21 protein-coding genes, 2 tRNA genes and 1 riboswitch are annotated in these 26,191 nt (G+C 43.1%); of the genes, 14 read left to right on the forward strand and 9 right to left on the reverse strand.

Translation table 11 applies throughout. The features are described from left to right. Positions 1-146: 146 nt before the first annotated feature. A complete protein-coding gene (locus DUL71_RS17960; RefSeq protein WP_114939402.1) occupies positions 147-1,733 on the reverse strand; it encodes a S41 family peptidase in 1,587 nt (528 codons plus the stop codon). A 106-nt stretch (positions 1,734-1,839) separates the two neighbouring features. Here DUL71_RS17960 and murQ point away from each other — a divergent pair, with 106 nt between their 5' ends. From murQ to DUL71_RS17990, 6 genes are all read left to right on the forward strand, one after another. After that, positions 1,840-2,646, forward strand: coding sequence for an N-acetylmuramic acid 6-phosphate etherase (murQ, locus tag DUL71_RS17965; protein ID WP_112574935.1), 807 nt, complete (start codon positions 1,840-1,842; stop codon positions 2,644-2,646). 106 nt (positions 2,647-2,752) lie between these two features. Then, positions 2,753-3,319 carry a hypothetical protein gene (locus DUL71_RS17970; protein WP_112574936.1) on the forward strand — a complete coding sequence of 189 codons (567 nt, stop codon included), beginning with the start codon at positions 2,753-2,755 and terminating at the stop codon, positions 3,317-3,319. A gap of 443 nt (positions 3,320-3,762) precedes the next feature. Continuing rightward, positions 3,763-4,497, forward strand: a complete 735-nt coding sequence (locus DUL71_RS17975; RefSeq protein WP_114939403.1) for a Bax inhibitor-1/YccA family protein — start codon at positions 3,763-3,765, stop codon at positions 4,495-4,497. Between the two features lie 134 nt (positions 4,498-4,631). Next, positions 4,632-4,741, forward strand: a riboswitch (SAM riboswitch). Positions 4,742-4,911: 170 nt separating this feature from the next. Then, the gene (gene metH, locus DUL71_RS17980; RefSeq protein ID WP_114939404.1) at positions 4,912-8,616 is read left to right on the forward strand and encodes a methionine synthase; all 3,705 of its coding nucleotides are present in this window, start codon (positions 4,912-4,914) and stop codon (positions 8,614-8,616) included. Positions 8,617-8,763: 147 nt separating this feature from the next. Beyond that, entirely contained in the window at positions 8,764-9,720 is a 957-nt protein-coding gene (metF, locus tag DUL71_RS17985) for a methylenetetrahydrofolate reductase [NAD(P)H] (protein ID WP_114939405.1), read from the forward strand. Positions 9,721-9,917: 197 nt separating this feature from the next. Then, positions 9,918-10,475 (forward strand): hypothetical protein, encoded by a 558-nt coding sequence (locus DUL71_RS17990; protein ID WP_114939406.1) that lies wholly within the window; start codon positions 9,918-9,920, stop codon positions 10,473-10,475. Positions 10,476-10,535: 60 nt separating this feature from the next. Here DUL71_RS17990 and DUL71_RS17995 read toward each other — a convergent pair whose 3' ends face one another. Further along, entirely contained in the window at positions 10,536-12,374 is a 1,839-nt protein-coding gene (locus DUL71_RS17995) for a transthyretin-like family protein (RefSeq protein WP_114939407.1), read from the reverse strand. Positions 12,375-13,061: 687 nt separating this feature from the next. Between DUL71_RS17995 and DUL71_RS18000 the strand changes: the two genes are divergently transcribed. From DUL71_RS18000 to DUL71_RS18015, 3 genes are all read left to right on the forward strand, one after another. Next, positions 13,062-13,550: a hypothetical protein gene (locus DUL71_RS18000; RefSeq protein ID WP_114939408.1), complete on the forward strand. Its 489-nt coding sequence runs from the start codon at positions 13,062-13,064 to the stop codon at positions 13,548-13,550. A 664-nt stretch (positions 13,551-14,214) separates the two neighbouring features. Beyond that, positions 14,215-15,021, forward strand: a complete 807-nt coding sequence (locus DUL71_RS18010; RefSeq protein ID WP_114939410.1) for a sensor histidine kinase — start codon at positions 14,215-14,217, stop codon at positions 15,019-15,021. 51 nt (positions 15,022-15,072) lie between these two features. Beyond that, positions 15,073-15,729 carry a response regulator transcription factor gene (locus tag DUL71_RS18015; protein ID WP_112574946.1) on the forward strand — a complete coding sequence of 219 codons (657 nt, stop codon included), beginning with the start codon at positions 15,073-15,075 and terminating at the stop codon, positions 15,727-15,729. 84 nt (positions 15,730-15,813) lie between these two features. Here the strand turns inward: DUL71_RS18015 and DUL71_RS18020 are convergent, their stop codons facing one another. Then, the gene (locus tag DUL71_RS18020) at positions 15,814-16,707 is read right to left on the reverse strand and encodes an AraC family transcriptional regulator (protein WP_114939411.1); all 894 of its coding nucleotides are present in this window, start codon (positions 16,705-16,707) and stop codon (positions 15,814-15,816) included. A gap of 124 nt (positions 16,708-16,831) precedes the next feature. Here DUL71_RS18020 and DUL71_RS18025 point away from each other — a divergent pair, with 124 nt between their 5' ends. After that, positions 16,832-17,653: a phytanoyl-CoA dioxygenase family protein gene (locus tag DUL71_RS18025; RefSeq protein ID WP_114939412.1), complete on the forward strand. Its 822-nt coding sequence runs from the start codon at positions 16,832-16,834 to the stop codon at positions 17,651-17,653. A gap of 84 nt (positions 17,654-17,737) precedes the next feature. Here the strand turns inward: DUL71_RS18025 and DUL71_RS18030 are convergent, their stop codons facing one another. Genes DUL71_RS18030 through DUL71_RS18055 form a run of 6 tightly spaced genes read right to left on the reverse strand, consistent with a single transcriptional unit; the run spans position 17,738 to position 24,120 of the window. Next, positions 17,738-18,727 carry an L-histidine N(alpha)-methyltransferase gene (locus DUL71_RS18030; protein ID WP_114939413.1) on the reverse strand — a complete coding sequence of 330 codons (990 nt, stop codon included), beginning with the start codon at positions 18,725-18,727 and terminating at the stop codon, positions 17,738-17,740. Between the two features lie 24 nt (positions 18,728-18,751). Continuing rightward, the gene (gene egtB / locus DUL71_RS18035) at positions 18,752-19,903 is read right to left on the reverse strand and encodes an ergothioneine biosynthesis protein EgtB (RefSeq protein ID WP_114939414.1); all 1,152 of its coding nucleotides are present in this window, start codon (positions 19,901-19,903) and stop codon (positions 18,752-18,754) included. Between the two features lie 5 nt (positions 19,904-19,908). Continuing rightward, positions 19,909-21,480: an ABC transporter permease/substrate-binding protein gene (locus tag DUL71_RS18040; protein WP_114939415.1), complete on the reverse strand. Its 1,572-nt coding sequence runs from the start codon at positions 21,478-21,480 to the stop codon at positions 19,909-19,911. After that, positions 21,473-22,435 carry an ABC transporter ATP-binding protein gene (locus DUL71_RS18045; protein WP_114939416.1) on the reverse strand — a complete coding sequence of 321 codons (963 nt, stop codon included), beginning with the start codon at positions 22,433-22,435 and terminating at the stop codon, positions 21,473-21,475. The genes DUL71_RS18040 and DUL71_RS18045 overlap by 8 nt, the downstream gene beginning before the upstream one ends. A gap of 11 nt (positions 22,436-22,446) precedes the next feature. After that, positions 22,447-23,832 carry a mercuric reductase gene (locus DUL71_RS18050; RefSeq protein WP_114939417.1) on the reverse strand — a complete coding sequence of 462 codons (1,386 nt, stop codon included), beginning with the start codon at positions 23,830-23,832 and terminating at the stop codon, positions 22,447-22,449. A gap of 6 nt (positions 23,833-23,838) precedes the next feature. Beyond that, positions 23,839-24,120, reverse strand: a complete 282-nt coding sequence (locus DUL71_RS18055; protein WP_112574954.1) for a DUF427 domain-containing protein — start codon at positions 24,118-24,120, stop codon at positions 23,839-23,841. A 196-nt stretch (positions 24,121-24,316) separates the two neighbouring features. Between DUL71_RS18055 and DUL71_RS18065 the strand changes: the two genes are divergently transcribed. The 4 genes from DUL71_RS18065 to DUL71_RS18080 all read left to right on the forward strand — a co-directional run bounded on the left by DUL71_RS18065 (position 24,317) and on the right by DUL71_RS18080 (position 25,610). Next, positions 24,317-24,391, forward strand: a tRNA-Glu gene (locus DUL71_RS18065). Between the two features lie 109 nt (positions 24,392-24,500). Further along, positions 24,501-24,572, forward strand: a tRNA-Glu gene (locus DUL71_RS18070). Positions 24,573-24,720: 148 nt separating this feature from the next. After that, positions 24,721-25,176, forward strand: coding sequence for a carboxypeptidase-like regulatory domain-containing protein (locus tag DUL71_RS18075; RefSeq protein ID WP_114939419.1), 456 nt, complete (start codon positions 24,721-24,723; stop codon positions 25,174-25,176). A gap of 74 nt (positions 25,177-25,250) precedes the next feature. Beyond that, a complete protein-coding gene (locus tag DUL71_RS18080; protein WP_114939420.1) occupies positions 25,251-25,610 on the forward strand; it encodes a hypothetical protein in 360 nt (119 codons plus the stop codon). Positions 25,611-26,191 lie beyond the last annotated feature (581 nt).

Consider the following 26,191-nt stretch of genomic DNA (forward strand, 5'->3'; position numbering starts at 1 on the left):
CTTGTAACAGCAAGGTATCTCGCTGAAACCCCTCCCTACACCCTCCCAAGGGAGGGAATCGCACAGCCCACACTCTTAAAACCTGCTGACTATCTTTTCAGGGCTCTTACTCTCTCATGTGGAATTTTAAAACTTTTTTTTAATTCTTACTGCTCCAGCCCTTTTTTAAAGGTTACATCATCGGCATTTATCACTTTAAAGTAGGCATTATCTCCCCATTTAAAACGCGCCGTCTGGGCTTTAAGAATAGTTTTGATCGGATCCCTCGAAATCTTCACTTCATGCGAGTCCATCTCTTTAATGGTTTGCGAAGCATACAGGATAAATTTATCCACGTCATCGTTGCTAACGGCATATTGCTTTAAAAACTCCGCTTCGGTAGGATATTTTTTTAACAAGGGTTGCTGACGATCGATAACATAAGCTGTAAACAATTGCTGCTGGCTCAAATCTTGGATAAGCGGAGTATATTTGCTGGTATCCGCCGGTACAAAAACATCGGGCATTATACCGCCGCCACTAAAAACCTTGCGTCCGCTTGATGTATGATATGATGGCGTTCCTTTAAAAACGCTGTCATTCAGGTTACTTTGCTCTGAAAAAAGTTCGCCCTTTTGCATGCGCTGGGCCAGCTCATTCCTGTAGCTGTCAACCCCGTTTTTGTATGATTTTTGAATAGAGCGGCCCGAAGGGGTATAATACCTCGCCACCGTTAAATTCACAGCCGAGCCATCGTCAAAAGCAAACTGCTGCTGTACCAGGCCTTTACCAAATGACCGGCGACCAACAATAGTAGCCCTGTCCAGGTCCTGCAACGCACCTGCTAAAATTTCACTTGCCGAGGCCGAATACTCATCAATAAGCACAGTAAGTTGCCCCTTCTGGAACATCCCCGAATCGGTGGCAAAATAATCGGTACGCGGCTCGTGGATGCCTTTGGTATAAACTATCAGTTTTCCTTCGGTTAAAAATTCATCAGCTAAGGAGGTAGCAGCATTGAGGTACCCCCCGCCATTGCCACGCAGATCGAGCAGTAGTTTATCCATCCCGTCAATTTTCAGTTCGGTTAATGCTTTCCTGAAATCAACATCGGTAGTTGCCGAAAATTTACTGATCTTGATATAACCGGTTTTTGCATCGGCCATATAAGCGGCGTCAACACTGCTTAAATCTACATGGCCGCGCTTAACACTAAGTATTTTTAAATCGTTGCTTAAAGGCGGAACCACGGTCAATTTTATTTCCTCATCCTTATCGCCCCTAAAAACTTTATTGATACGGGTTGCTGTAAGTTTACTGCCCGAAAACTTTTGATCATCAACATTAATTACCTTACTGCCTACCATTAACCCAGCCTTTTCGGCCGGACCACCAGCATAAACCTGCGTAATAATCAACGTATCGCGCAGCAATTGGTATTCGATACCAATACCGTTAAAACCACCATCCAATCGTTCGTTTATAGATTGTGCCTGCTGTTTGGGTAAGTAAAGCGAATGCGGGTCGAGGTTTTGAAGCAGATTATTAACCGATACACCTTCAATGCTGTCAATGTTTACACTGTCAACATAATTACGGTCGACCAGTTGCAGCACCTTGGCAATTTTGCTGTTCGCTGTAAATGAAAGGCCGAGGTTATGGGTCGCAAAATCCCTGTTAAGCAACAAGCCTATCATTATCCCCAAAAATAGCAGGATCATTGTCCGGAAAATTACACCCGCGGTCCTCTTCATAACTTATAACACAAAGTTAACAATTGCAGGGCCAATATTTTTTACCTGCATCCTTGCATTTGATGAATTTTACCGAATTTTGTTATAAAATATTTTAAAATAGGCTATGGAAACCACCACCGAAAGGGAATCGCACTATAAAAACCTCGAAAAACAAACCGTACGTGAAATTTTAGAAAACATTAATAACGAGGATAAAACCGTTCCCCTTGCTGTGGAAAAGGCACTACCACAAATAGAAGCCCTGGCAACCATTACCGCCGAAAGGATGAAAAACGGTGGTCGTTTGTTTTACATAGGCGCCGGTACCAGTGGCCGTTTAGGTGTAGTTGATGCCTCAGAATGTCCGCCGACATTCGGCGTTCCGTTTGATATGGTTGTAGGTCTGATTGCCGGTGGCGACAGTGCTATCCGCAAAGCCGTTGAATTTGCCGAAGATGATGCCGTACAAGCCTGGAAAGACCTGGAAGCTTTTAATATAAATGATAAAGACGTAGTGGTTGGCATTGCTGCTTCGGGCACTACGCCTTATGTGATTGGCGGCTTAAAAACGGCCAACGAACACAATATAGTTACCGGCTGCATTGTTTGTAATAGCGGCAGCCCGGTAGCGGCGGCAGCACAATACCCGGTTGAGGTAGTTACCGGACCCGAGTTTTTAACGGGATCAACCCGTATGAAGGCCGGCACCGCGCAAAAATTAGTTTTAAATATGCTGAGCACAAGCGTAATGATACAGCTTGGCCGTGTAAAAGGAAACAGGATGGTTGATATGCAGTTAAGCAACCACAAATTGGTGAACAGGGGCACCCGCATGGTTATGGACGAAACCGGGCTGAATGAAGAAGAAGCAGCCGGGCTACTTAAACAATACGGCAGCGTACGAAGCGCTGTTGATCATTTTAAAAAATAAACTGAATTTGAAGATGTGCTAATTTGGAAATTTGAAAATGCTCTACTGCATTCGATAAATTTTCAAATTCAAAAAATTCAGGTTCAGACAAATTTCGAATTAAAACATGCACGATATTGAACCATATTACCGCTGGAGAGATGATTACGTAGCATCGGAAGATGAGTTTTCACCTTTTTACGCAACCGAATACAGCGAATTTGAATTTGATAAGCAGGTGTATAATTACCTGCTGCACCCGCAATGGGATTCGTTCGGCTCCAATACACTTTACCTTAAGGTGCTTTTTGCCGACTATGATAAAGGGTACACCATCATTGAATTAATTGGCGAATGGAATGACGCTATCAACAACGACATCATGCTGCTAAAGCGCGAACTACTTGACCTTATGATAGATAATGGCATCACGCATTTTATCCTGATAGGTGAAAACGTACTCAACTTTCACTCAAGTGATGATTGTTATTATGAAGAATGGTTTCAGGATGTAGAGGATGGCTGGATAGCAGGCATCAACTTCCGCGAGCATGTGATAGATGAGTTTAAAAATAGCAACATCGACTATTACATTAATTTCGGCGGCGAGCTCGATAACCTTGGCTGGCGCACCCTGAAACCTGTGCAGGTTTTCAAAAAAGTGGAAGAGCAGTTGATGCGCCGTTTAAACTAACGCTAACCCGCCGCGTCATTGCGAGGTGTAATCAGGGATCAGGGCAGCCCTGAAAAAAATTGGAATGACGTTAAGTGAGAATATATCGTTTGGTTTGCAGTTATGGTGCGTAGGCCCGCGTTAGGGATTGCAGTGTAAAGCCCGGAGCGTGTGTTGGAATGAGGTCGGGAAAGCGAGGACTTGTAACGGAAAGCCCGGGCCGCAGGCAACGCCCAAATTGTTAATAGACATCAAGAAAAAACATATTTGATAGTCAGCAATCTACAATTACGTCATTAATAAGACACGAAGCAATCCCCGATTTGTAGAGAAGCCAGCAAACCCCTCTGTACAGTTCGCGATTGCTTCGTGCCTCGCAATGACGTGTCGAAGAGGCTAACGTATATTCTTCACACAGCATTCACTTTTTATTTATAAATTCGTAGTATAATTTTTAACACAAAATGGAATTTAAAGATCCCGAATACGTTTATAAAAACGTAATACAATTAAATGAACAGGATGCATCACGTAAATTTATAGCAAGTGTATTTTTATGGATGTTTGTTGCCTTAGGTATTTCAAGCGTTTGCGCGTTTGTATTTGCCGGCACACCTCAATTATTAAACCTGCTGTTTGATTTTAACACTGGTCACTCAACCGGATTGGGCATGATAGTTATGTTTTTGCCTTTGGCATTTGTTTTAATTATGCGCTTTGGCTTAAACCGCTTGTCATATCCTGTACTTGCGCTGTTATTTATTGCATACGCCGCTGCAACAGGAATGAGCCTTTGCTATATCCTTTTGATATACACAGCATCAAAAGTAACCCTGGCTTTTGGCGTATCAGCATTAGTTTTTGGTGTAATGGCTATTGCCGGTTATACTACAAAAACAGACCTGACCAACTTTGGCGGTATCCTGATCATGTTGCTGATTGGCATCATCATCGCCTCACTGGTAAATATGTTCTTACACAGCGAAGCTTTTGATTACATCATCAGCTATTTTGGTGTAGCAGTGTTTACCGGTTTAACCGCTTACGATGTTCAGAAACTTAAACGCATTGGCGCCGGCCTCGAATATGGTGACGCTTCTGCCAAGAAAATGGCGTTAATGGGTGGGTTGACTCTATATCTTGACTTCATCAACCTTTTCCTTTTCGTTCTTCGCTTATTTGGCGGCAGAAGGCGATAATCAACCCAAAAAAATTCAATCAGAAAGCTGCCTCCGCAAAAGGCAGCTTTTTTTGTTTAACAATGTGGCTTAGCTATGATATATAGCGCATCTTATACACTTGCAAATGACAACTTTATTGCGCAAATTTGCACTGCTTATGGAGAAAGACGGAGGGATTAGACCCTGCGATGTCTTAGCAACCTGTGCTTCACAAGGTGCTACATTCTACCAGGCAGCAATTAAGCGCCCGGACAGATAAGCGAAAGTCATAATAACACCCGACTTTTCGAGATAAGCTTTTTTTTAGTTTGCAGTTTTAAGTTAGCAGTTTGCAGTTGTTGCTTTTTGTTTAAGCTACAATGTGTTTTACCTACTGCCGCCGTAAACTGACAAACTGCAAATAGCAACACTGGCAACGGCCAACTGGAAACAATGGACATTAGAAAAGAACTACAGAAACGCATCCTGGTGATTGACGGAGCAATGGGTACCATGATTCAAAGGTACCAGCTCACGGAGAAGGATTTTCGTGGCGAGCGTTTTCGCGATCATAAAAGCGACCTGCAGGGCAATAACGACCTGCTTAATATCACACGCCCTGACATTATTAAGGCTATCCATGCCGAATATTTGGATGCAGGGGCTGATATTATTGAAACCAACACATTCAGCACACAGGTAATTTCCCTTGCCGATTATCACCTGGAAGAATTAGCTTACGAGCTAAGCTACGAAGGCGCACGCATCGCGCGTGAGATAGCCGATGAATATACCCAACGCAATCCCGAAAAACCTCGCTTTGTTGCCGGCGCTATCGGGCCAACAAACCGTACCGCTTCCTTATCGCCAGATGTTAATGACCCGGGCTACCGTGCTGTTACGTTTGATGATCTGGCCGATGCCTACTATGACCAGGTACGTGGCCTGGTTGACGGCGGCTCGCATTTGTTGTTGGTTGAAACCATATTTGATACGCTGAACGCCAAAGCAGCCTTGTTCGCCATAAAACGTTATGAGGATGAGTGTAAAGCGGCCGGCAAGGATTTCCCTGCTTTCAGGGATTCGGGTGGTATCATGATCTCGGGTACTATTACCGATGCTTCTGGCCGTACCCTTTCTGGGCAAACGGTTGAGGCTTTCTGGAATTCGATAAGCCATGCCAACCTGCTATCGGTAGGGTTAAACTGTGCTTTAGGTGCCAGGGAAATGCGCCCGCACTTAGCCGAACTTTCTGAAAAGGCTGGTGTATATATTTCGGCTTATCCAAATGCGGGACTACCAAATGAGTTTGGCCAGTACGACGAAACCCCGTACGAAACCGCCCACCAGGTTGATGATTTCATTAAAGCCGGGCTTGTAAATATCGTAGGCGGATGTTGCGGTACCACACCCGATCACATCAAATGTATTGCCGATAAAGCAGCATCCTTCCCACCACGCCCTATACCTGAAATTGAGCCGGATATGCGCCTGAGCGGTTTAGAATCGGTTACAATAAAACCCGAAAGTATTTTCGTAAACGTGGGTGAGCGTACCAATATCACCGGTTCGCCTAAATTCTCAAAACTGATTTTGGCCGAGGATTATGAGGCGGCGCTATCTGTTGCCTTGCAGCAGGTTGAAGGTGGAGCCCAGGTTATCGATATCAACATGGACGAGGGCATGATAGATTCTGAAGCCGTGATGACCAAGTTCCTGAACCTGGTAGCATCTGAGCCGGATATCGCCAAGCTGCCTATCATGATCGACTCGTCTAAATGGACCGTGATTGAGGCGGGTTTGAAATGCGTACAGGGTAAGGGTATCGTAAACTCTATCTCCCTTAAAGAAGGCGAAGAAAAGTTTAAAGAACAAGCTCGCAAAATACTAAGCTATGGTGCAGCTACCGTAGTAATGGCATTTGATGAAGTTGGTCAGGCCGACTCATTGGAGCGCCGTATTGAGATCTGTAAAAGATCATACGATATATTGGTGAACGAAGTAGGCTTCCCGCCACAGGATATCATTTTCGACCCGAATATCCTTACCGTAGCTACCGGTTTGGAAGAGCATAACAACTACGCGGTTGATTTTATTGAAGCTACGCGCTGGATAAAACAAAACCTGCCTCACGCCAAGGTGAGCGGAGGCGTAAGTAATATTTCGTTCTCGTTCAGAGGTAACAACACCGTGCGTGAGGCTATGCACTCGGCATTCTTGTATCACGCCATTAAAGCGGGTATGGACATGGGCATTGTTAACGCCGGTATGCTGGAGGTTTACGAACAAATTCCTAAAAACCTTCTCGAGTTGGTTGAGGACGTACTGCTTAACCGTCGCCAGGATGCTACAGAGCGCCTGGTGGAGTTTGCGGATACCATCAAAAGTAAAGGCAAAGAGGTTGTACGTGACGAAGAATGGCGTAAAGGCACCGTTCAGGAACGCCTCTCCCACTCGTTAGTAAAAGGTATTGTTGAATACCTTGATAACGATGTGGAAGAAGCCCGCCAGGCTTACGCGAGGCCGCTTGAAGTAATTGAAGGTCCGCTGATGGATGGCATGAACGTGGTAGGCGACCTGTTTGGTGCGGGCAAAATGTTCCTGCCGCAGGTAGTTAAATCGGCTCGTGTAATGAAAAAGGCCGTGGCTTACCTGTTGCCTTTTATAGAAGAAGAAAAAAAGAATAACGTAAATGCAGATCAGCGCTCCAACGCCGGTAAGGTTTTAATGGCCACCGTAAAAGGCGATGTGCATGACATTGGTAAAAATATAGTTGGCGTGGTACTAGCCTGTAACAACTTCGAGGTGATAGACCTTGGGGTAATGGTGCCTGCGCAACGCATTATTGAAGAAGCTAAAAAGCAAAACGTTGATATCATTGGCTTAAGCGGGTTGATAACGCCATCGCTTGATGAGATGGTGCATTTCGCCAAGGAAATGGAGCGCGAAAACTTCACTATTCCGCTGATTGTTGGTGGTGCCACCACCTCGCGCATCCACGCCGCGGTGAAGATCGCTCCGCAATATTCTGGCGCGGCTATTCACGTGCTGGATGCTTCACGCAGTGTTACGGTATGCAGCAGTCTGATGAGTAAGGATAACCGCGATGCCTATATCCAGGGTATTAAGGACGAATACGCTAAAGCCCGTGAAGCACATGCCAATAAAAAGTCCGACAAGCGTTTTGTGACCATTGAGGAGGCCCGTGCCGGAAAATTCCAGATCAGTCTTGATGGCGATGTGGCACCGAAACCTGGATTTACCGGTACTAAAGTTATTGAAAACTATCCACTGGAAGAGTTGCTTCCTTATATCGACTGGACACCGTTTTTCCATACCTGGGAATTGCGTGGCAGCTATCCGAAGATATTTGAAGATAAGTACGTAGGCGACGAAGCTAAAAAGCTGTTTGACGACGCGCAGGTATTGATGAAACGCGTTGTTGATGAAAAACTATTTACCGCGAAAGGTGTAATAGGCTTTTGGCCGGCCAATGCCGTAGGTGATGATATTGAGCTTTATACTGATGAAAGCCGCACAACTGTTTTAAATCGCATCCATACCCTTCGCCAGCAGGCCGAAAAGGTAAAGAACGATCCTTATTATGCATTGTCGGATTTCATAGCGCCGAAAGAAAGCGGTGTGCCTGATTATTTCGGCGGCTTTGCGGTAACAACCGGCTTAGGTTGTGACGAGCTGGTTGCCGAGTTTGAGCGCGATCATGACGACTATAACAGCATCATGGCCAAGGCCCTTGCCGACCGCCTTGCTGAAGCATTCGCCGAAAAAATGCACGAACTGGTACGTAAAGAGTACTGGGGCTATGCCAGAGGCGAGCAACTAAGCAACCAGGAACTGATCAAGGAAGAATACCAGGGCATCCGTCCGGCACCAGGTTATCCTGCCTGTCCGGATCATACCGAAAAAACTACCTTGTTTGAACTCCTGAAAGCCGAAGATAATGCCAACATGCACCTTACCGAAAGCCTGGCCATGTTGCCGGCTGCATCGGTAAGCGGTTTCTACTTCGCGCATCCGCAGGCAAGATATTTTGGCTTAGGTAAGATCAGTAAAGATCAGGTTGAAGATTATGCGGTTAGGAAACAAATGCCACTTGAGGATGTAGAAAGATGGCTGGGGCCAAATATTAATTATTAGACGCCCCCCAGCCCCCTAAAGGGGGAGTGAAAGCGACGAATAAAAAAAGCGAGGGAATTGAGCGATTCCCCTCTTGAGAGAGGAAATTAAAAAGTATATTATAAAACTTAAATACAAAAATTCCCCCTTTAGGGGGTTAGGGGGCAAATGAAAATACCTGAACATATAGCCAATGCTAACGGCAAAACACTTTTTTCTTTTGAACTGATTCCACCTTTGAAGGGGCAGAGCATCCAGGGGATATATAACGCTATTGACCCGCTGATGGAATTTAAACCTCCATTTATAGATGTTACTACCCTGCGCGAGGATTTTATTTACAAGCAGCACCCAAGCGGCCTGCTCGAAAAACTATCGTATCGTAAACGTCCGGGCACTATTGCCATCTGCGCGGCCATCATGAACAAGTATAAGGTAGATACTGTGCCCCACCTGCTTTGTGGTGGTTTTACTAAAGACGAAACCGAGAATGCCCTTATTGAGCTTGAATTTTTAGGTATTGAGAACGTGCTGGTACTACGTGGCGATGCCCGCCTTGGCGATTCGTCATTTGTGCCTACACCTAATGGCCATTGCTACGCTACCGAGCTACTGCAACAAGTAGTAAACCTTAACAATGGCATTTATTTGCATGAAGACCATGGCAATACTGCTAAAACCAACTTCTGTGTAGGTGTTGCCGGTTATCCCGAAAAACATTTCGAGGCCCCTAACCTTAAAACCGACTTCAAATACCTGAAACAAAAGGTTGAAATGGGCGCGCAGTTCATTGTAACCCAAATGTTTTTTGATATTGATAAATATAAGGAGTTTGTAAATGGCTGTCGTGCCAATGGTATTAACGTACCAATTATTCCGGGTTTAAAACCGATTACCTCATCTAAACAATTGGTAACGCTGTCAAAAACCTTCCATATCGATATTCCGGATGATCTGAGCGATGCTATCCACGCCTGTGAAAACGAAAAAGCTGTAAAAGAAGTGGGCATCGAATGGATGATAAACCAGTGTAAAGAACTGATTGCCTTTGGAGCACCGGTATTACACTTTTATACCATGAGCAACGCCGGGCCAACCAAACGTATTGCAGAGGCGATATTTTAAGCATATCATTTAAAATGTCATTGCGAGCGAAGCGTGGCAACCGCACGGAAGTATAACCGCTCTGCAGAGCATGCGATTGCTTCGTCGTTCCTCCTCGCAATGACATGTTTTTATTATGCCCGACACTTAAACCATTGGCCCTGTTGTGATTGATAAATTAAAATATTTACTTTTAATTATCAATCCAACGCCTGCCTATGGATACCTTTAGTCACATCAAGGCTGTTATCAGCATTACACTGGGCCTTAGCATTACGCACCTGCTTAAAGGCGCAGCCAAACAAATTCAACATCCAGGCCGTGACAAGCCTTATTGGGTGCATAACCTGTGGACACTTTACCTGTTTATTTTACTGCTGCATTTTTGGTGGTGGGAAATCAACCTTCACGAAATAAAGCATTGGCTTTTTGCCGAATACTTCTTTATCATCATCTATATTGTAACCTATTACAGCGTTTGCGCCCTGCTATATCCCGATGACCTGAAGGATTATCAGGGTTATAAAGATTACTTCTACTCGCGGCGCAAATGGATCTTCGGCATTTTAGGTGCCAGCTATCTGCTTGATCTTATTGATACGGAAATAAAAGGTGCCACTTATGTGCATCATTACAGTATCGAGTATCCTATCCGCAATATCAGCCATTTCATATTATGTATGATAGCTATAAAAGTAGAAAACCGGAAATTCCACGCAGCTTTGGTGATCCTGTTTATCCTGTACGAAACATCGTATATTTTAAGGTTATTTTAACTGCTTAAATGAGAGGGCGCCGACATGCAACGACACCCTCTTCCCCGTCCACATTGCAGGTTACTTGCAAAAGATAACCTGATTCGGTTTTGCCCAGTCATTACTTTCGCCGGTGGTTAGTTTTCGGGAAGTAGTCAGGGTTAGGCTATACGCGCATGAGGGCCATGCGCTAAAAGGAGGAGTTAAAACAAAAGGTGCCGGAGCGGCCAGGTTAAATTTCTTAGCCTCGCCACGCGGAATTGTTCCGCCCGGTAAACCGCTCACATTGCCGGTAGCGTTTGACCATACCCCCAATTGCCAACTGGCAATCAGTTCATGATCAACAGTATAATCGGCATGGGCTACTCCGCTTACCGGGGTGCAGCCGCTACCACCACCCGCAAAAAGCTCTTCCAGCTTCAGCAAACTCACTTCGTTCCAATTATTGACGTAGATTTTGCCGATAAGCGATTGCGTGTTAAGATTTGGAGAGCCTGGATTGGTCGGATCATCGGTAGTTTGAAATTTGATATACAACATTTTACCGTTCTTTTGACTGGCAACCGACACATCCAATCCTGGAGTTAACCCGGCGCTGGCATCTCCTCCGCCAATAATAGTTGTAGTATTCAGGTAAAACAGCGAACCATAAAAGCCATTATCAAGCGCGGGCTGATCTACCCTTACCCAACCATTGGCGTCAGGGTGCAGTACATGATCAGGTATGGGATTAGGATAATTATCAGCAGGTACGCTGTCTGGTACAGATGCAGGCTGATTGATATCGATCACCACATCCTGAAATGCCGTAGTACCATTCCAGGTGATTTGACGGGTGCCCACCTTTAATGCTGTAGCTTCCATCTGAGCAGTAGTTACCGGGCTATAGTTCACATTATCTGTCGAGAACAAAAAGCGGTAATAAAGCGGACTGGCAGGTGCTGTAGGTACTTTCTTGGTAGCATAGCCTCCCAGCTTAACCGAACCAAAGAAACCGAAGCCGGTGCCACCTGCTCCAAATTTGCTGATGAGGGTTTTGCCACTGCCATCAATATCAGATGTGATACTAAAATTGCCTACCGATGTAAACCATGGCGTGTCGCTGGTGATGATTCCGCCGCCCGGGATACACAGTTTTACGCAGAAACAGTTATTGGCATTGTGGCGGTCATTTTGGCGGCCACGGGTACGGTCTTCGGCCAATAGCACGGTGCCCGATGAGCTTTCAATCCTGAAATAATAATCAGGTCCGGCAGGCCACTCTACATTAAGCCATGGCAATAAGGTTTTTCTGAAATTGTCGCCGGGATATACAATGGTGAATTTGCCGTTGTTATCGGTATAAGCGGTGCCCAGAAAGTCATCCTGCAACAGGTCAACATCATAGGCAAAAACCTTAACTCCCGGAATTGGCTTTTTGGTTTCACAATCGTTTACATAACCGCAAACCACCCATATATCCAGTAGCGTAAGGATCCGGCAAAACCACTTGGCATCTATTTTATAATCAAATCTCGCGTATTGAGCGTTTTCCTGGGTAGTTTTATACAGGGGTTGCAGCGTAGTAATATGAAACTGTAATAATGGCCCTTTTTTAGGCAATGGGATTTTGAAAGGTACATTGCCACAATACCAGTCCACATCAATGCTTCCACCTTCATAACCAGATTTAGCGCCATCTATTTCAATGGTAAAGTCGCCGTTTTCCTGTACGTCGGCCTGGGTAATGAACAAGCGCTCTTTAGCTTTTAGCTCATCGTCATTTACCTGGTGAAAGGTTTGTTTTGGATCGGCCACAGCAAGCCGGGTTTCATTTTGCTGATCGGATGGTCGGTAAACCTTTACCGATGTTCCCGCAACAGGCAGTTCACAATCAGAACATAACAGCCCGCGCAGGTTTCCTTTAATAATGTAGTTCATACGTTTTTGGTTAGAATTTGTACCGGCTTACTCTTTAAACTGGATTTTCAGCATACTCCACCACAAGCAAGCCCATGCAGGGCTCTTTTGCTGAGTCAAAGTTTGGGCAAAATCTAAAGGCAATCAACGTTGCTACCACGCTAATAAAGGCTGTGCTTGTACGCGATTTAAAGACGTATCACCAACATTGAACCGGGCGTATAATTACGTGCAAGGAGAGAATAGTTAAACAAAAAAGCGCCTTCCTGATTAAGGAAAAGCGCGTCCCATAAATTTTGATTTGCTACTGGTTAAGTAAAGGACTGCAAGGCCTCGGTTCCGCCGCGAGATTATAGCTCCCGGCACTGTACAAGGCCCCACTTAATATAAATATTACTTAAGGCAAGCTAATAAATAATATTTACATTTCAATATAAAAGTCCGACCATTTTAAAACGTCTTATTTCATATATAAAACCCACAAAAAACTGCCGTTAAAAGCCACGTAAGATTACAGTTTCTGATACGTAGAAATACGCATAATAAAACCGTAATAAAACGGATTAATAAAATTAAAACACTAATTATCAATGTTTTAATCGAAACCAAAACCCATCCAATACCTTACATAGCCAGGGGATATCATTGAAACAGTAGCTTATTAGTATTAGTTTTATGTAAAAAACTCTCTACACGCTATTATTTTTTATGGAAACACAAGAAAGAAGACCCTCATCACCTATCACCGGAAAGGAAGGCGCACCAATTGAACTTGATTTAGCGGCACAATGGACCGAAAATCACCGCCACCGTAATCCTAAAGATAATATATCACAATTTTTTGGCCGCGAAATATTAAATACCATACTTAATCAGCCCGATTGCATGGGTATTCGTATTTATTATGCCAATGATCAAAGACTAAATTCCTGGCAGAAGTTTTGGATTGCTATAAGTAATTTCCTGTTATCTGTTATCGCAAACGTTGGCGGGCAGCAGCATTTCATTATAACCGGGGTTCTCGAAACCGGAGAAGATCAACTACCAGAAGACAATGCACCCAAAGCTAAATCCACAGAAGGCGTTCAAACATTTTCATTAATGTCGGCAACAACATCTAATACCCTTGGCGAGATGTCGTTACCATGCCCAGGTTCATCAGGCTGTCCACAAAATAGGCTTACAGGTAAAAGCTGAGGCCAATCGCTATGCCCATAGATATTTTATTTGGCAACATTTCTGTAATTTCCGGCTTTATACCGGTAATTGTGGCTGCAGTCAATTATAGGCAGCTTGATAAGGTATTGCGGCTGCTTGCGTTATATTTTGTTTTTTCGGTATTAGTTGATATCGACCTTTGGCTATCTCTAAATATATTCAAAGTAAAAAACACAATGCCTATCCTGCATGTGTTTGTAATGATCAGCGTAATCTTATTGGGTATTGTTTATTACTACATGTACAGTAATAATTATTTAAAAAGGATATCAATTATACTCACTATTTCAACAGCGATTATTTCGATATTTTATGCACGTAATATGTTGCTATACCCCTCAATACCAATTACGGCACTGGGTATATTGTTAATCATATTCTCGCTGATATATTTTTATCAAATGCTTTATCCACATGAATATGTTCCCCTGGAAAAACAAAGTCTGTTTTGGATAAACGCGGGGATACTTTTTTACTCTGGAGTAAATATTTTTTTGTTTATGCTCTTAAATCAGATACCCGCTCAGCACAGGGCCAATTATTATATAATTCATAATGTTACGAATATCATTGCCAATATATTATATTCGATAGGATTATTCCGCAAGCCGAAGCAATTAGCGTAAAACACGGTTTGTTCACTATGGGCATGTACAAAAACACTTTTCTGCAAATATCCGAAAACGGCCTGATCCCTGTTCTGATCATAGGGACTCTTGTGGTTGTTGTCCTCATTGTGTTTTTATTCTTCTTCGTAATTATTTATCAGCGGCGGATGCTTAAAAACCAGGCAGAGTTACGCGAGCTTAATGATGCCCGCCAAACCGAATTAATGAACGCCGTTTTTGAAACCCAGGAAAGTGAACGCCGGCGCCTGGCCGAAGATCTGCATGACAGTGTTGGCCAGGTGCTTTCGGCTATAAAACTTAACCTGCACCGGCTGGATAAAAATTGTGTAAACGAAGTTACTCAACCCCTGCTTTTAGATACCCGCAAACTGGCCGACGAATGTATCCAGGAGATCAGGAACATCATCCAAAATGTATTGCCCCCGATACTTACAGATTATGGACTGCTTGTTGCGGTTGAAGCACTGTGTACCAAGGTTGAGCATAATACCCATATCAAAGTTAAGTTCACTAAAAACTTTGCCGATAAGCGCTTCCCTAACGATATTGAACTTGCATTTTACCGCATAGCGCAGGAGCTTTTTGGCAATGCCATCAAACATTCGGAAGCCACTGCTATAAACCTCAATATGGCCCTTGATGCCGGTTACCTGGTCATGGAATTTAAGGATAACGGCAAGGGCTTTAATATGGATGATGTTAAACAGGGCTTCGGGCTTAAAAATTTACAGAGCCGTGTGCAACTCATTAACGGTGAAATAAATACATACAGCAAACCGCTAAGCGGAGCAATTACAATCATTAAATTAAAAGTAGCATAGTTAAAATCAATAGCCTATATTTATTGATTATTTGAATTTTGAAAGCAACCAATGGGCCCAATTAAATTAGGTATAGTAGACGACCATAAAATTTTTAGAAATGGTTTAAAAGCTACCCTTGAAGATTGCGGGGATTTTGAACTGTTACTCGAAGCTTCAAACGGCAAAGAGCTGATAGGCTTGTTAACCGATAAAACCCCCGACGTTATATTGATGGACATTAAAATGCCCGAAATGGACGGCATTCAAACAGCCGCTTATGTTCACCAGCATTTTAAGGAAATCAAGATCCTGGCGCTGTCCATGTTTAACGAAGACAAATATATTGTGGATATGATGAAGGCCGGAGCATCGGGCTATCTGCTCAAAAATGCCGAGCCGGAAGAGATCATCGAGGCCGTATCAACCGTTCACAACAAAGGCTTTTATTTTAACGAGCACCTTTCTATAACGCTCATCAAACAACTGGTAGGTAATGACCAGGCCGATAACATCCCCAACAACAAAACTGATCTTAACGAACGCGAAATTGAAGTGCTTAAGCTGGTTTGCCAGGAATGCTCCAACCAGGAAATAGCAGATAAAATTTTTCTGAGCGTACGCACTGTTGAAGGTTACCGTGCAAGGTTATTTGAAAAAACCGGTTCCAAGAATTTAGTAGGGCTTGTTATATATGCCATTAAACGCGGCATTATTAATGTTACTTAGTTTTTAGTCCGGAGTATGGAGTCTAAAGGAGAAGAACCTGACTTCCGACTTTGGGCTTCTGACTCAAGACTTTGCATTTAACAACTACGCCGATAACTTCTTATCCCCTGCCAAATTACGCATAAACCTTTTGCGGTAATTAAGCGGGCTCAGGTTCATTTTTGCTTTAAACATTTTATAAAAATGCGATACGTCGCCAAAGCCGCTCTCAAACGAGATCTCTGAAATAGGTTTATCGGTTTGCACCAGCTGCTGAATAGCATAATTAAGCCGGTACTCAATTATGGTTTCCATAAATGTTTTGCGGGTAACTTTTTTAAAGTACTTGCAAAAAGCATTCGGGGTCATGTTGGCGATACTGGCAGCTTTATCTAACGATACATGCTTTCTGAAATTTTCAACCAGGTAAGCAAACACGGGATTGATCCGCTCCCGCTCGGTATTGGTACGTTCGCCAATAATACGATGCTGATCGAGCAGCACATATTCATCCGACGAAGCCATCCGGTGCAAGATCTCCAGCAAACCTATCAGCATCCTGAAATTGCTTTTTTCGTTAACCAGGTTAAGCAATAATTTTTTTACTTCAACTCCGGTTTCTCCATAGAACGACACTCCGCATCCGCTTTGTTGAAAAAGCTTTTTGATAAGCTGCAGTTCAAACTTGTTAAAAAACTCTTCACCCAAAAAAGCGTCGTTGAACTGGATCACTACGGCACTCGCATCGCGCAGCACTGCTTCGTTGTGTTCAAGTTTCCAGCAGTGCGGCAAATTGGGGCCGAGCAAAACCAGATCGCCCGAGGCAAAATCCTCCATATGGCTGCCAACGTAGCGTTTGCCGGAGCCGCTAATAATACACGTCAGTTCATATTCTTCATGAAAATGATAAGGCGCATCAAATGCAAGCTTATCAAATTTCCTTATCAGAAACGACTGTGTATTGGTAGGTTGAAGAATTTCGTACGAGGCTTTTATCATTGCATATATTAACGTAAATATTATTTCAAATCAAATTACGGATAAAATCACCCATAAATGTACCATTCATTTCATTTTTTTTCAACAAAAGATGAGTTTACTTTGAAATATAAACCTAAAAGCTATGAATACACAGATCGCTCACCTTCCGTCGCTCGAAAATTCCATAAAAATATCTAACCACAATATTAATGAATTTCGCGAAAAAGGCCATACCCTTGTGCACGAAGTGCTTACAAAAGACGAGATTGCAGCCTATCGTCCAATCATTGTTGGGGCGGCCGACAGGTACAATACAGAAAAGCGCAAGCTGGAAGAGCGCGACACCTATGGCAAAGCTTTTTTACAGATCATGAATTTATGGCAGGTTGATGAGGATGTTAAAACCTTTGTAATGGCCAAACGCCTTGGCAAAATTGCCGCCGACCTGATGGGTGTTGAAAATGTACGTATTTATCATGACCAGGCGCTGTTTAAAGAACCCGGCGGTGGACCAACCCCATGGCATCAGGATCAGTATTATTGGCCCATTGACACCAACAACACCGTAACCCTTTGGATGCCCCTGGTTGATATCGATGTAAACATGGGCATGCTAACCTTCGCGTCGGGTTCATACGTTAACGGCGCTGTATTTAACACCGAAATTTCCGACGAATCCGAATCAGCATTTGATGAATATGTTAAAGAGAAGGGATTTGAAATAACCCGGGCCAAAAACATGAAAGCCGGCGACGCGACATGGCACCGTGGTTTTACCATCCACAATGCCCCCGGTAACAACTCGGATAAAATGCGCGAAGTAATGACCATTATTTACGTAGCCGACGGCGCCCGCGTTACCCCCTACAAAAACGAATGGCAAAAAAACGATCACCATAAATGGCTCATGAGTAAGCCCATTGGTGAGCTGATAGATTCTGAAATGAACCCGAAAGTGTTGTAAACAGAACCTTGATTAGCTTGATTAAAGGATGACTTGATAACAAGGGCATCCTTTAATCCTAAAATCAGGCAAATCATGGTTAGGTCACGCCGCCACCCATACCGCGTCGATAAACCATTTCTTGGTATCAAAAAACTGGCCTACCGGCTGGAAGCCTGTGTTAACGGCTATCTGATCGGTTTGCATGATGGTAAACTTCTGGGAAATCTCCATGTAGATGTACTCATCCTTTTTGAAATCTATTTTTTCGTGGCCGATAGCAACCTGCTGATCCTGTAAACTAATGAGATAACTTTTGCAGGCCCCGGTTGCGGGATCATAAGTTGGATAATGTTCAAACTTGCTCACATCAAAATTACCATGTAGTTCACGATTGATACGACGGAGCAGATTGAGATTAAATTCGCGGGTAATGCCATCTTTATCATTGTAAGCAGCAAGAACCACGCGCGGATCTTTTTTTAGGTCCATCCCAATCAGCACCATATCCCCTTCCGACAGGTTGTTTCTTAACTCGCGACAAAACTCAATAGCTCCGTCAAGCGGCATATTGCCGATGTTTGAACCTAAAAACAAAACCACCTTACGTCTTGGCGAGATAGCAGCAGCCCTTTTCAGCATTTCAAAATATTCGCCGTTAAGTCCGGTAATTTTTAAACCAGGCAAGGTTACAGGCAGGGTTATGTTGAGATAGGATATTACATTCTCCGATATATCGATGGGCAGATAAGTAAAATCAGCCTTTTTATCCAGCAGATACTTAAGCAGGTAAGTTGATTTAGTGGCGTCACCGGCACCAAGTTCTATCAGGTCAAAAGCATCGCCATCAGCAATCAGCGCATCGCAGATCTCGGCTGTTTTTTCCGAAAATATTTCCAGTTCGCAATTGGTTGGATAATATTCCGGGCAGTTCATCAACTCCTGGAACAGCTTATCGCCGTTAGCATCATAAAAATACTTTGAGTTAAGGTGCTTTGGCTCCGCTTGTAACCCCGCTATAACATCAGCATAAAACTGCCTGTTTTCTTCGCTTATGGTACAATTGACGGTTGTTGTTGTAAAAACTTGATCCATAGGTGGTGGTGGTTTTGTGACAATTTACCTCGCAAGTCTTATGCCAGTAAACTGCCAGCGTAAATTTGTCTGAAAAAAATTGCGATAAGTTGCACGGCTATGACCCGGAGGCGTAACTTCCGACGCGCCGCGCAGCACTTTCTGGTTAACCATAAATTTACCATTATATTCGCCAATTGCACCCGGTGCTTTGGCAAAACCCGGGTAAGGCAGGTATGAGCTTTCCGTCCACTCCCAACGCAGCCCCCAGTTAAATTTTCCGGATGCGGCTTCCCACTCAAATTCGGTTGGCAATCTTAAGCCTTTCCATGAGGCGTAAGCATAAGCTTCAAAATAGCTGATATGTGTAACAGCACCTTTTAAATGCAAAGGCTCTAAACCTCTATAAGTGTAGCTATACCATTTGTTATCTATCAAATGCCAGTACAATGGCGCTTCAACCTTATTGGTTTTAACCCAATCCCAGCCTTCGGCATGCCAGTGACGAAAATCATGATAACCGCCACTGCTGATAAACTCAAGGTACTCGGCATTGACAACCAATTTAGGGCTTATCTGGTAAGCATTAAGGTATACTTTATGCCGGTTTAGCTCATTATCAAAGCAAAAGCCATCGCCGGTAAAACCAATTTCGTAAATGCCTTCATCCATGTTAATAAAAGCGTCTCTTTCCCCTTCATCAATATGAGGCGTAGCATATCTTTTATTATAAGCAGGGAATAAAGGATTATGGCCTAAGATGAACTTAATGTCAGTCATTAAAAGCTCCTGGTGCTGCTCTTCATGATTAAAACCGAGGATAAGCAGCTCTTTCACATCATCGCTCACATCGCCGCACAAAAAACCTTCCATGGCCTCGTCAACGTATTTGCGATAGCTATAAATTTCAACAACTGTAGGGCGGCTCAGGTTACCACGATCGGTACGGATCACCCGTGTACCAACAGTTTCATAGTAGCTGTTGAAAACATAATTATAATCGGGATTATACTCCTGGTAGCCCATAAAGTAAGGCTTAAGAATAAAGGTTTCAAAAAACCAGGTGACATGACCAATATGCCATTTAGGCGGACTAACATCAACCACGGGTTGTACTACATAGTCTTCCGTTTGCAAATACGAGCAAATTTTTTCTGTACGCTGGCGTACTTCTTTATACCGGGTAATTAAATCCATCTAAGTTATTTCTTATCCAAAAACCGCTTTAAGTTTGAAATTGTTTTAATACCCAATTGCTTAGCCTGCTGCTGCCTCATCATTAAAGCATAAGCATTATTAAAGCCTATTGGTTTAAGCCATTTAATTTGATACTTACTTTCAAACTGGCGCTGTACATAATTGTATGTGCTATCCCTGTTTACCGTTACCTCGTTAACTGTTTTTGGCGATGCCTGCAAAATAGCCAGCAAACCAGTCCCGGTATATTCAGGATAAAAATCTATCTGGTTATTGGTTAGCGCGTCAAAACATATTTTGGTGCCCCCGAGGCCCGTTTTTGTTGATACATCATGATCAGTATATCCCTTTATCAGCATGCTGTACATGTTGGCCAGGATGTATTGCTCACCAAATATCTTTGAGCCTATGCGCACTACGCCATCGCTCCCACCCCGCTCGGCCCGCCACAGTTTGTTGGCAACCAAGAAATCTTTTGCCACCCTTTCCGGGCTTTGGTGAAGATAGTCGGTACGATAATTTAAAACCGTCATGACTGAATCATTTATTTTGCCTGCGAGCTGGTTCAATGTCGGCTCAAGGTCAGGAAATTTTTTCAGGACATCATCACGCACTATGGGAGCCGCGTAATATGGCGGAAAAATATGCTTATCATCGTCCAGCACAACCAAATCATAAGCCTTTAGCCTGCCATCGGTTGAGTAACCACTAATCACGTCAAGGTGTTTTTCAAACGCGGCTTTGTACATTACGGCATCGCTGATGACTATGGTATGGATCTTTAAACCATACTTACTCCTGAGGCCAAGATCGCCATCCTGCCTTCCCATAAATTCGGGCGTGAACCCTGCAATAAGTTTACTTTCCGATTTTGCAGGGAGGATATAAAACAGGCACAATAATATCAGCAGCACCGGAAAAGCATATAAAACACGCTTCAGTCTTTTAAAGCTGATCTTCTGCACCATCGACAACAACAAATCGAATATAACGGCAAGCAGCGCCGAAGGTATGGCACCTGCCAATATCATATTGGTATTATTGAGCGAAATACCACCGAAGATAAATTCGCCCAAACCACCTGCCGCTATGAGCGAGGCCAGCGTAGCAACCCCCACATTAATGACCGTAGCGGTGCGGATCCCAGCAAATATTACGGGCATAGCCAACGGCAATTCTACCTTAAACAATATCTGCCATTTGCTCATGCCCATAGCAACTGCCGCTTCCTTAACCGCAGCATCAACCCCTAAAATGCCAGTGTAGGTGTTGCGGATTATGGGTAACAATGCGTATAGCAGCAGGGCTACAATAGCAGGCTTGGGGCCGATGCCCAGTAATGGGATCATAAAACCAAGCAGCGCTATGCTGGGAATAGTTTGCAATACCCCGGCAATACCTAAAACTAATCCGGCCAATTGTTTTCTGCGAACAATGAGGATCCCCAACGGCAATCCCACCAATACGGCTATGCAAAGCGAAATAAAGGTAAGCCCGATATGCTGCAGGGTTTGCTCCTGTAGCTTGCCCGACTGCTGCTGCATAAACTGCCATAAGGTTTGCTGCTGCTCATTCATGGGCCTGGTGGTTTTTATATTGATAAAAGGCCGACATCAGCTGCTCAAAACTTACAGCTTTTGATTCGTTTTGATCTTTGCTGATGTTAACAGTTTCGCCGTTATTGAATTTAAAGCTTTCGAGTGTTTCCCAAAGGTTGCTACCTGCATTAAATGATGATGCTTTTGCTTCTTTATTCAATTCGGGCAACAGGCCCCACAAATCGGCCAGTTTAATGGCTTTAAACTCCAGCTGCAGGCGCTGATGCTTCAGAAAATCTTTTACAAAATCATTAACGGGGTTAAAAAGCAATTGCGCAGGCGTCCCCGACTGCACAATTTTACCCTTATTCATCAAGCAGATCCTGTCGCCCAGTTCAAAAGCCTCCTGTACATCATGCGTTACCATGATGATGGTTTTACGCTTCAACTCGTCAAGCGCTTTAAACTCGGCATGAATTTTTGAGCGGGTAACATTATCCAGCGCCCCAAATGGCTCATCCATTAGTAACACAGGTGGATCGGATACCAATGCCCTCGCCAGCCCTATGCGTTGCTGCTGACCTCCACTCAGTTCGTTTGGGTAAACATCTAAATATGATGCATCAAGATGGAGTTTCTCCATCAGCTCTGCGGTGCGCTTTTCTGTTTTCGGCTTATCCCATTTTAACAGGTTAGGTACAACAGCGATATTTTGAGCAACGGTATAATGCGGAAACAAGCCGTTATTTTGAAGCACATAACCTATTCCACGGCGCAAAGTTTCAGGCGGCTGCTCTATGATATTTTTACCATCGATATAAATGGCGCCGCTTGTTGGTTCGATAAGTCGGTTGATCATTTTCAGCGTGGTGGTTTTACCGCAGCCGCTTGTACCTAACAGGATCAGGTTTTCCTGATCTGCCACATCAAACGATACGCCATCAACCGCTTTAACCCCGCCAAAATGTTTACTTACATTGTCAACTTTTATCATGCGCGTTGGTTTTAGTCGCCAAGGGTCATGAACAGGTTGTTCAGCGATTCGGAATATAGCGGGTGGGCAAAAACACAGTAACGGATCCTGTCGTAAGTAATACCACCTTCCATGGCCATCTGCAGTACGGTCATGATCTCGCCTCCTTCGGGACCAAGTACGGTTGCACCTAATATTTTCTTTGTATCCGGATCGACAATGGCTTTCATAAAGCCCCGTGTATCGCCGGTTTCAATGGCGCGGGCTACGTGAGCCATAGGCAGCTTGGCAACTTTATATTTGATGCCCTGTTTTTTAGCCTCCGTTTCATCAATGCCAATACGGCCTAATTGCGGATCGGTAAACATGCAATATGGCACCGGGCGGTCTTTTATCGTATAATCTGTACCTTCAAAAAGGTTACGATAGACAATAGTATAATCGTTATAGGAAATATGTGTAAATGCCGGGCCACCCTTGGCATCACCAAGCGCATAAACACCAGTAGCGGTAGTTTCCAGCGTATCGTTCACTTTAATATTACCATGCTCATCAGTCTCGATCCCGGCAGCTGGCAAATTTAAAGCCTCCGTTTGCGGTTTGCGGCCTATAGCTACCAATACGTGCGTGCATTTGATCTTGTGTTCCTCGCCTTTTCGCGAAGTGGTCACTGTTATTTTGCCGCCAGTTTTTTGTTTAAACTTAATAGCTTGCGTATTGCAATGGATACTAATAGATTCCAATTCGAAGATCTTCTGCATCTCTTCTGAAATATCCAGGTCCTCGTGTGATACTATCTGCTCAGACTTTTCCAGAATAGTAACCTTACTGCCGAAGCGGCGGAACATCTGCCCAAATTCTAAGCCGATATAATTTCCACCAAGTATCAGCAGGTGTTCCGGCACCTCTTCCAGATCAAGTATAGTGGTTGAATTAAGGTATTGAATCTCGTTCAGACCTTCAATCTCGGGGATTAAAGGTAATGCGCCGGGATTTAAAAAGACAAGATCAGCAGTAAACGTTTGGATCTTGCCGCTGTTAAGCTTTACCTCCACTGTTTTCTCTCCTGTGAAAACAGCCTCACCAAATACCACATCAAGGTTTTGTGTCTTTTCGGCAGCTTTTAATCCGCCATTACGCGAACGCAACACAATTTCGTCCTTGCGCTTTTTTATGGCGGCCAGATCAACCGAAAACTTTTTCACGGGCACACCCAACTCATGACTTTTACCGGCCATGTAAGCTGCCTTTGCCGAAGCAACCATAGTTTTAGTAGGCGTACAGCCATCATTAACGCAGGTACCGCCATAAAATCGCTTCTCAATTATAACAGTCTTTTTCCCCGCTTTAGCCAGTCTTTTGGCTAAAGGGGCGCCAGCCTGACCGGCGCCTATAACGATGGCATCGTAAGTTTTCATAGTTTCTTATTCAGTAATTTTTACACCTTTCCAAAACGCCACATAGTTGGTAATGTTTTTAGCTGCCTCCTTAGGCTCAGGATAATACCATGCGGCATCCTGGTTTTCCTTACCATCAACGTCAAGGGTATAATATGATGCCTTGCCTTTCCACGGGCAAGTGGTGTGTATATCTGTTTCTTTAAGATACTCGGCCTTAACGCTTTCTTTAGGGAAGTAATGATTATTTTCAACAACAATAGTGTCATTGCTTTCGGCAATGACCTGGTTATTCCAGATAGCTTTCATAAAAAGATGATTGATTTATGGAATAAAGATAGCCTTAACCCAACAAAGATTGCAAGCCCTATCCCTAAATTTTATTTTATCAAACTGATAAACAGACACTTTCATGAAATATTAAACTTTTTTTTACTATTTGTTTTAATTTTATCACTTAAACTCTATCTTTGCAATCCCAAATCAAGGGAAACAAAATAAAAAAGGCCCGTTCGTCTAGGGGTTAGGACAGGAGATTTTCATTCTTCAAACAGGGGTTCGATTCCCCTACGGGCTACCAAGACACAAACCTCAAGTCGAAAGATCTGGGGTTTTTTAATACCTTAATCGGTCGTATAATTACGATTAAGCATTTACACAATCCCAGCCATGGGAAATAAAATAAAAATGGCCCGTTCGTCTAGGGGTTAGGACAGGAGATTTTCATTCTTCAAACAGGGGTTCGATTCCCCTACGGGCTACGAAGCCGCTTTACGAAAGTAGAGCGGCTTTTTTTGTTGTCTGTGCTTTGCGAAAGTTAAATACTTCCGATATTTTTAGTGGAAATTGAGAGTTTCGGCTAATTGGGTCATGCTCACTAATATTTAGTCATCCAATAATGACAACAATTTGGAGAAATTACTAATCATTTTTATTTTCCTGAGTTTTTCAACATCCAGTCTTTATTCTCAGAATAAAACAATTAAAGGACGGCTAATTGATGATGATTTGGAAACTTTGCCATACGTATCAATCTTGATTAATGACACAGTTAAGGTTGGCAAAACAGATTTAAATGGTTTTTTCCATATAGATATTCCTATTTCCGTGGAAAAAATAATATTTAGTACTGTTGGAATAGAGCCCGCAACTATAAAGCTTGCGGATAAATGTAATGAAGTAGAGGTTGTAATGATGCTAAGCAGTACTTATGATTTTATAACTCTAAAGCGGATAGATAAACTTCGAATGAAAAGATTTAAGAAACTATCGGAATTACATAAAAGGGCATTCGAGAAAGGAATATTTAAAACGGATAAATCTTGTTATATACAAGAGTTTATGCCTTATTATAAAAGAAAATAAAAAGTGATGACAAGCAGAATAGTTTAGTGTAGTGGGCCATTAACCACATCAAATCTAAACCAACTACTTAAAACATGAAACGGGTTAAAATAACGGTACGCAATAATACAGGTAAGGTGTTAAGATTGAAGCCAGAAGGGGCAAAGTCCTTGCATGGAAAATTCGCCATTGATCCTCCATTGACAATAGAGGAATCGGGAAGTTGGACCTGTGCCTCCCAGGGGACCCACGGTCCTGGCCCGAAAGGAACTATAACCTATGAAACCGATGAAGGAAAAATTGAGATTGAGTTTTATTATAACCATCCTATAGGCAACGCTCTCAGTACCTACTATGTTACCGGCACTCCTTCTGGCGTAATAGAATATACGATAAGAGGTGATTTTAAGGCTCGTGATCAGGACATTTCTATTGAGCTGCTCCCGATAACATAATATATCCCGGATGGTTTAACCGGCATAACACTATATTAGATGAGAGACTGCAATCCAACCATCACAGACCCTAATCCATTACGAAAACTAAATTTAAGCCGAAATCTATCTCATATTAAGCCCTACCTCTGCTACCTATAAAGCTTTGTACCGCTGCCACTTTTGGTTTGCCGGGTTATTGCCACAAGTAACTACTATGGGGACCTGAGCCGTTATCAATTGCACAAATCTCCCCAATTCAGTTTGTTACTCAAGTTTAAGACATCCAGAGCTTAAAAAAACTTTCCATAACAATCGCCTTTTTTATAAGCAGCCACGCATAAAATATTACTTACATATCACCACGCGCATAATAACTACTTAAAAATTCATAAAAACTTCATGATGATTTACTATGGAGCTATTTTTTTAACAAAAAATTTAATAATTAATCTTTTGTTAATTTTTCTTTAAAAAAATTTGCTTTTATGATATGCTATTAAATACCTTAGTAAATATTACTTCGCGGGTAATAATTATTAAATAAGGGTATTTCCATGCATGAATATCCAGTTACTTGAACCTATTAAAACAAAAATCAA

The sequence above is a fragment of the Mucilaginibacter endophyticus genome (genome assembly GCF_003351025.1).
GTDB classification, from domain to species: Bacteria; Bacteroidota; Bacteroidia; order Sphingobacteriales; family Sphingobacteriaceae; genus Mucilaginibacter; species Mucilaginibacter endophyticus.

Coding starts and splice junctions, on each gene's coding strand:
- DUL71_RS18050 (WP_114939417.1), bottom strand. CDS start 23,832: ATGAAAACTTACGATGCCATCGTTATAGGCGCCGGTCAGGCTGGCGCC.
- DUL71_RS17960 (WP_114939402.1), bottom strand. CDS start 1,733: ATGAAGAGGACCGCGGGTGTAATTTTCCGGACAATGATCCTGCTATTT.
- DUL71_RS18030 (WP_114939413.1), bottom strand. CDS start 18,727: ATGGATCAAGTTTTTACAACAACAACCGTCAATTGTACCATAAGCGAA.
- DUL71_RS18010 (WP_114939410.1), top strand. CDS start 14,215: ATGGGCATGTACAAAAACACTTTTCTGCAAATATCCGAAAACGGCCTG.
- DUL71_RS18055 (WP_112574954.1), bottom strand. CDS start 24,120: ATGAAAGCTATCTGGAATAACCAGGTCATTGCCGAAAGCAATGACACT.
- DUL71_RS18080 (WP_114939420.1), top strand. CDS start 25,251: ATGAAACGGGTTAAAATAACGGTACGCAATAATACAGGTAAGGTGTTA.
- DUL71_RS17995 (WP_114939407.1), bottom strand. CDS start 12,374: ATGAACTACATTATTAAAGGAAACCTGCGCGGGCTGTTATGTTCTGAT.
- DUL71_RS18015 (WP_112574946.1), top strand. CDS start 15,073: ATGGGCCCAATTAAATTAGGTATAGTAGACGACCATAAAATTTTTAGA.
- DUL71_RS18020 (WP_114939411.1), bottom strand. CDS start 16,707: ATGATAAAAGCCTCGTACGAAATTCTTCAACCTACCAATACACAGTCG.
- DUL71_RS18040 (WP_114939415.1), bottom strand. CDS start 21,480: ATGAATGAGCAGCAGCAAACCTTATGGCAGTTTATGCAGCAGCAGTCG.
- DUL71_RS17990 (WP_114939406.1), top strand. CDS start 9,918: ATGGATACCTTTAGTCACATCAAGGCTGTTATCAGCATTACACTGGGC.
- DUL71_RS18045 (WP_114939416.1), bottom strand. CDS start 22,435: ATGATAAAAGTTGACAATGTAAGTAAACATTTTGGCGGGGTTAAAGCG.
- egtB (WP_114939414.1), bottom strand. CDS start 19,903: ATGGATTTAATTACCCGGTATAAAGAAGTACGCCAGCGTACAGAAAAA.
- DUL71_RS17970 (WP_112574936.1), top strand. CDS start 2,753: ATGCACGATATTGAACCATATTACCGCTGGAGAGATGATTACGTAGCA.
- metH (WP_114939404.1), top strand. CDS start 4,912: ATGGACATTAGAAAAGAACTACAGAAACGCATCCTGGTGATTGACGGA.
- metF (WP_114939405.1), top strand. CDS start 8,764: ATGAAAATACCTGAACATATAGCCAATGCTAACGGCAAAACACTTTTT.
- DUL71_RS17975 (WP_114939403.1), top strand. CDS start 3,763: ATGGAATTTAAAGATCCCGAATACGTTTATAAAAACGTAATACAATTA.
- murQ (WP_112574935.1), top strand. CDS start 1,840: ATGGAAACCACCACCGAAAGGGAATCGCACTATAAAAACCTCGAAAAA.
- DUL71_RS18025 (WP_114939412.1), top strand. CDS start 16,832: ATGAATACACAGATCGCTCACCTTCCGTCGCTCGAAAATTCCATAAAA.
- DUL71_RS18000 (WP_114939408.1), top strand. CDS start 13,062: ATGGAAACACAAGAAAGAAGACCCTCATCACCTATCACCGGAAAGGAA.